Genomic DNA, 6,481 nt, shown 5'->3' with positions numbered 1-6,481 from the left:
CCCTCGCGGTACTGGTTCACTATCGGTCACACAGTAGTATTTAGCCTTACGAGATGGTCCTCGCTGATTCACATGGGATTCCTCGTGCCCCATGCTACTCGGGATTCAGCTACTATCCTTAAGTTTTCGATTACAGGACTTTCACCTTCTCTGGTGCAGTATTTAGCTGCTTCATCTAACCGCTAGATTCGATATTGCTGTCCCACTACCCCAAGAAGTAAACCTCTTGGTTTAGGCTCTTCCCCGTTCGCTCACCACTACTTAGGGAATCTCTGTTTGATTTCTCTTCCTCCAGCTACTAAGATGTTTCAATTCGCTGGGTTGGCTCTTTCCTGCCTATATATTCAGCAGGTAGTACATAGGGTTGCCCCATTCGGACATCTCCGGATCTCTGTTTGCTTCCAACTCCCCGGAGCATTTCGTCGGTAACCACGTCCTTCGTCGCCTCTGTGTGCCTAGGTATCCACCGTAAGCCCTTATTAGCTTGACCACTTTCTCTTTTGCTACATTTGCATTCACTCAACATCCATAAAGAATGCCTGTGTCTGCCTGCTTTTTTCGCGTTACTATGCAGTTTTCAAGGTTCTGGCTGAGTTCTAACCCAGCAGTCTGACTACTAATTAGTCATGTTGCTGAATTTTATTCTCTGTTTTAGACTTTTTTGGCAGTTGCCACAGGTGGAGGTTAGCGGACTCGAACCGCTGACATCCTGCTTGCAAAGCAGGCGCTCTACCAACTGAGCTAAACCCCCAAATCATAATTTGTAATTCTTAGTTCTTAATTCGTAGTTAATTACGAATTACAAATTAGAAATTACTAATTACTTTCAGGTGGGCCATCCTGGACTCGAACCAGGGACCTCACCCTTATCAGGGGTGCGCTCTAACCACCTGAGCTAATAGCCCATATCGAACCAAATCATAGTTTGAAAGTTTTCAACAAGTAAGAAGCGACCGACCTAGGTTAGACCATCTCAATATCTATTCACTGTTTGTTTTCGATATTTGAGGGGTGTAGGTCTCCCTAAAAAGGAGGTGATCCAGCCACACCTTCCGGTACGGCTACCTTGTTACGACTTCACCCCAGTCACCAGTCCTGCCTTAGGCATCCTCCCCCCCGAAAGGTTGGAGTAATGACTTCGGGCACTACCAGCTTCCATGGTGTGACGGGCGGTGTGTACAAGGCCCGGGAACGAATTCACTGCAGTATGCTGACCTGCAATTACTAGCGATTCCTCCTTCACGCAGGCGAGTTGCAGCCTGCGATCTGAACTGAGCTACGGTTTACGGGATTAGCTTGCATTCGCATGCTTGCTGCCCTCTGTCCGTAGCATTGTAGTACGTGTGTAGCCCAAGGCGTAAGGGGCATGCTGACTTGACGTCATCCCCACCTTCCTCCGGTTTGTCACCGGCAGTCTCTCTAGAGTGCCCACCCGAAGTGCTGGCAACTAAAAACGAGGGTTGCGCTCGTTGCGGGACTTAACCCAACATCTCACGACACGAGCTGACGACAGCCATGCACCACCTGTGTTCGCGCTCCCGAAGGCACTCTTAACTTTCATCAAGATTCGCGACATGTCAAGCCTTGGTAAGGTTCTTCGCGTTGCATCGAATTAAACCACATACTCCACCGCTTGTGCGGGCCCCCGTCAATTCCTTTGAGTTTCACACTTGCGTGCGTACTCCCCAGGCGGGATACTTAACGCGTTAGCTACGGCACGGCTCGGGTCGATACAAGCCACGCCTAGTATCCATCGTTTACGGCTAGGACTACTGGGGTATCTAATCCCATTCGCTCCCCTAGCTTTCGTCCCTCAGTGTCAGTTGCGGCCTAGCAGAGCGCCTTCGCCACCGGTGTTCTTCCTGATCTCTACGCATTTCACCGCTACACCAGGAATTCCCTCTGCCCCGAACGCACTCTAGCCGTGTAGTTTCCACTGCCTTTACAAGGTTGAGCCTTGCTCTTTAACAGCAGACTTACACAGCCACCTGCGGACGCTTTACGCCCAATCATTCCGGATAACGCTTGCATCCTCCGTATTACCGCGGCTGCTGGCACGGAGTTAGCCGATGCTTATTCCTCAGGTACCGTCATTGTGTTCTTCCCTGAGAAAAGAGGTTTACAACCCAAGAGCCTTCCTCCCTCACGCGGTATTGCTCCGTCAGGCTTTCGCCCATTGCGGAAAATTCCCCACTGCTGCCTCCCGTAGGAGTCTGGGCCGTGTCTCAGTCCCAGTGTGGCTGATCATCCTCTCAGACCAGCTACTGATCGTCGCCTAGGTGCGCTCTTACCACACCTACTAGCTAATCAGACGCGAGCTCATCTTCAGGCAGCAAGCCTTTCACCTCTCGGCACATCCGGTATTAGCCACCGTTTCCAGTGGTTGTCCCAGACCTGAAGCCAGATTCTCACGCGTTACTCACCCGTCCGCCACTAGCTCCGAAGAGCCCGTTCGACTTGCATGTGTTAAGCATACCGCCAGCGTTCATCCTGAGCCAGGATCAAACTCTCCGTTTTGGTTTGTTTGTTTTTAGCTCTATAGCTGCTCTTTTTTAACTTCAGCTTAGTTATCTTATTTTCTTGACGCTAACCACTTGTTGTATAATGGCTTTCAAACTATAATATTTTCAAGGTTCGGTGTTCCTTGCAGCGTCGCTTCTTTTCGCTCGGCTTCAGGCACTTATTCAATATAGCGAACCTCCTTTAACCTGTCAACTACTTTTCCAAAATATTTTTTGGAAGCTTTTTGTGTTCTCTGAAACTGCCCACAGTGCTTGGTTGTAGGCAACAATAGTTTATGCACTGTGTTGAGTAAGGAAGGGTGAAGCGTGAATTTTCAGTCGGTAATAGCTTTATTACATGAGTTTTGGGGCGATCGCGGTTGTCTCATAGCCCAGCCCTACGACATTGAGAAGGGAGCTGGTACTAAAAATCCTCAGACGTTTTTAAGAGCATTGGGACCGGAACCGTGGGCTGTGGCGTATGTTGAACCTTGCCGCCGCCCGACAGATGGACGCTACGGCGAAAACCCCAACCGCTTCCAACACTATTATCAGTATCAAGTCCTAATTAAGCCTTCCCCAGATAATATTCAGGAGATTTATCTCGATTCCTTAAGGGCTTTAGGTATTCGTCCTGAAGATCACGATATTCGGTTTGTAGAGGATAACTGGGAAGATGCGACGGTGGGTGCTTGGGGTACTGGGTGGGAAGTCTGGTTAGATGGGATGGAAATTACTCAATTTACCTACTTCCAACAATGTGGGGGAATCGATTGTCGCCCTGTGTCAATTGAGATTACATATGGGTTAGAGCGATTGGTGATGTACCTTCAGGAAGTAGAGGCGATTACTAAGATTCATTGGACGGACAACATTACTTATGGTGATGTTTATCTACAGGCGGAGATTGAGCAGTGTACCTACAATTTTGAAGCGTCGAACCCTGAACTGTTACTGACACTGTTTAATTTATATGAGCAGGAAGCTACCCAATTGACGGAGCGAGGATTGGTCTTGCCTAGCTTAGATTATGTAATGAAGTGTTCGCATACTTTCAATCTGCTGGATGCTAGAGGTGTGATTTCGGTGACGGAAAGAACTCGTTACATTGCTAGGATTCGTAATTTGGCGAGGAAGATTGCTCATTTATATGTTGAGCAAAGGGAGAAGTTGGGTTTTCCGCTGCTGAATAAGGCTGTTTCGCAACCAGTTTTGCCGTAATTGGTTTGACCTTTTATTCCAGGCTAGGCATACCTCTATAATTTAGCTATTGCTAAAGGTCAGAAATACTGTTAAATGTTGAGTCAATATTAAGGCTACAAGGATAAAGCCCGCAAAAGCGGGCTTTGTTTGTATAAAATTGATCGATTATAGTTCAGCACAAGCATCTAGATTTTTCAGCGTTGCTAATTGAAAATATGAAATTGACTCACGAGGAGACACAGCACTTCGGCTCATTTCGGCTACGCTCAATGACCAACGCTCAGTGATCGGCACAGAGAGTAAGAGTTTTGATATCCAAATTCAGAAATGCCAATTTTTCTCTATTGCTGCTCTAGTTGTTTTTGAGCGATCTGCAAATTTTGTGCCAGGTGCTTTACATAAAACTTTATGATTCAAACCAGTGGTGTAATTATTTGTCTTGGCTATATTCTTGGGTTGCTGTTTACAGCTGTTCCTTGGGGTGGTGTATGGGTTTTGCTTCTGGGGATAGTGGGAGCAATTTTTTTTAGAAGACGCAGCATCATTTCACGGAAATTTGCTCAGAAACCAGAAAATGTTGGAGGCAAAACTAAGACAGCGGTTAACACTTGGCAAAGTACTGCCCATCCTCGAATATGGCTAGCCGCTGCTTTGGTTGGATTATTGGCAAGTCTGTATTTTCAATGGCGAGTACCGCAACCTGGTGCAAAAGATATCAGTCAGTTTGTTCCACCTGGTAATAGCAGTAATCAAGAACAACTTGTGATTGTTCGCGGCGAAGTCGCTAGTAATCCGCGCTTAACTCGCAGTCAGCGAGGACAATTTTGGTTGGAAGCAAGCCAGATAGATGAGGTGAAAAATGAAAAAGGCTCAGTCGGTGTCCCAAAAGGGGTGACAGGCAAATTGTATGTGACAGTTCCGATACTTCAGGCTACTGGTTTATATCCTAGTCAACAAATCGCTGTGACTGGGATTTTGTACAAACCAAAGGTGGCTTCTAATCCTGGTGGTTTCGATTTTCAGAAGTTTCTCAAGCAAGAAGGAACGTTTGCTGGTTTGATTGGGCGACAAATTAGTGTTTTGGAACAAGAACGTAAATGGGGATGGTGGCAAATTCGGGAGCGAATTGTACGATCGCAAGTTAGTAGCTTAGGTATCCCTGAAGGTCCACTTGTTAGTGCAATGGTTTTAGGTAGCAAAGCTGTGGATTTACCCTACGATATCCGCGATTTATTTGTAAAAGCAGGATTAGCTCATGCTTTAGCTGCTTCGGGGTTTCAAACTTCGTTGATTTTGAGTGTGATATTACAGTTAACGAAGCGGGCAAAAAAAGGAACGCAATTTATCCTTGGGCTTTTGGGTTTAATCATTTTTCTCAGCTTAACAGGTTTTCAGCCTGCGGTTCTTAGAGCCGTAATTATGGGTTTTGCTGCATTAGTTGGTCTATTACTAAAAAGGAAGGTAAAACAGTTTGGATCGCTGCTATTAGCTGCAACACTGTTATTACTATTTAATCCGCTATGGATTTGGGATTTAGGTTTTCAGTTAAGTTTTTTGGCAACACTGGGATTAATTGTAACAGTACCGACAATTATTGATGGTTTGGCTTGGTTACCACCGGCGATCGCTTCTTTGATTGCCGTTCCTGTAGCTGCTACAATTTGGACTTTACCTGTGCAACTTTTTGTATTTGGAGTTGTACCAACCTACAGTTTGTTGCTGAATGTGCTTAGTACTCCATTTATTTCTATTCTTAGTATAGGTGGGATCATCAGTGCCATAGCAGCATTAATTTGGACTCCGGCAGGAAGCCTTTTAGCTGGGGTTTTGCATTATCCTACTGATTGGCTAATTAAGTTAGTGGAACTTTTTAGTAATTTGCCAGGAAACTCTGTTGCTGTGGGCAGCATCTCAAATTGGCAGATGTTGGCAATTTATGGACTAATTATTTTAGTTTGGCTAGTGGGTTGGTGGCAACGGCGTTGGTGGTTTGCTGGTATAATTGCAGTTGCTTTAGTACTCATCCCCCTTTGGCATTCTGCGAATACATTATTTAGAATAACGATATTAGAATCTGGTACGGAACCGATTGTGGTTGTTCAAGATAAAGGAACTGTAACTGTAATTAATAGTGGCGATCAAGGTACAGGACGCTTCACAATTTTACCGTTTTTGCAACAGCAGGGGGTAAATCAAATTAATTGGGCGATCGCTACTGACTTTCAAAGCAATGAAAGTAATGCTTGGTTAGAATTATTGGAACGTTTACCAATCAAAAATTTTTATGAATATTCCCCAAAACCAGATAATTCCATTGCAACTGATGCAATTCAAGAGGAACTACAAAAACATCAAGGTTCTTATCAATCTTTAGCAGTCGGTCAAGCTGTACAAGCTGGTTCCATAGTTGCACAATTAATCAACGACGAATTACCTATTTTACAATTGCAAATTTTAGATCGTAACTGGCTATTCGTAGGTAATATCAAGTCTCAAGAAGTACAACAGCTGGTTAAAAATGGCAGTTTGCCTCCACCACAAGTACTCTGGTGTGCGCCTCAATCATTGAAAGATTTAGTTCTTGCTTTGAAACCAGAAGTGGCGATCGCTTCTTCTGCTGCTAATCTTGATGACAAAACGTTATCTCAGTTGAATCAAACCAAAACAAAACTTTTTTTTACAGGACGAGATGGGGCTATTCAATGGTCACCTAATGGTCAGTTTGAACCGTTTATTGAAGCATCAGAAAATAATTCTTCTGTCTTATAAAAAATTTA

2 protein-coding genes, 2 tRNA genes and 2 rRNA genes (1 of these 6 only partly in view) are annotated in these 6,481 nt (G+C 45.0%); 2 read left to right on the top strand and 4 right to left on the bottom strand.

What is annotated here, in order from left to right:
- The 4 genes from ACFG4S_RS31125 to ACFG4S_RS31110 all read right to left on the bottom strand — a co-directional run.
- Positions 1-490, bottom strand: a 23S ribosomal RNA gene (locus ACFG4S_RS31125); it reaches 2,336 nt to the left of the window's first position.
- Between the two features lie 188 nt (positions 491-678).
- A tRNA-Ala gene (locus ACFG4S_RS31120) sits at positions 679-751 on the bottom strand.
- An 80-nt stretch (positions 752-831) separates the two neighbouring features.
- Positions 832-905, bottom strand: a tRNA-Ile gene (locus ACFG4S_RS31115).
- Positions 906-1,027: 122 nt separating this feature from the next.
- Positions 1,028-2,517 (bottom strand): 16S ribosomal RNA (locus ACFG4S_RS31110).
- Together the 16S and 23S rRNA genes with 2 tRNA genes alongside form the textbook arrangement of a ribosomal RNA operon.
- Positions 2,518-2,828: 311 nt before the next feature.
- Here ACFG4S_RS31110 and glyQ point away from each other — a divergent pair.
- Both glyQ and ACFG4S_RS31100 read left to right on the top strand, forming a co-directional pair.
- Complete coding sequence (glyQ, locus tag ACFG4S_RS31105; protein WP_392532726.1) at positions 2,829-3,722, top strand: glycine--tRNA ligase subunit alpha; 894 nt, start codon at positions 2,829-2,831, stop codon at positions 3,720-3,722.
- Between the two features lie 390 nt (positions 3,723-4,112).
- Positions 4,113-6,473, top strand: coding sequence for a ComEC/Rec2 family competence protein (locus ACFG4S_RS31100; protein ID WP_392532725.1), 2,361 nt, complete (start codon positions 4,113-4,115; stop codon positions 6,471-6,473).
- Positions 6,474-6,481 lie beyond the last annotated feature (8 nt).

The organism is Nostoc sp. C117, from assembly GCF_043099735.1.
Taxonomy (GTDB): Bacteria; Cyanobacteriota; Cyanobacteriia; order Cyanobacteriales; family Nostocaceae; genus Nostoc.
The sequence above is the reverse complement of the archived record's forward strand: the minus strand, read 5'-3'. Positions and strand labels throughout refer to the sequence as shown.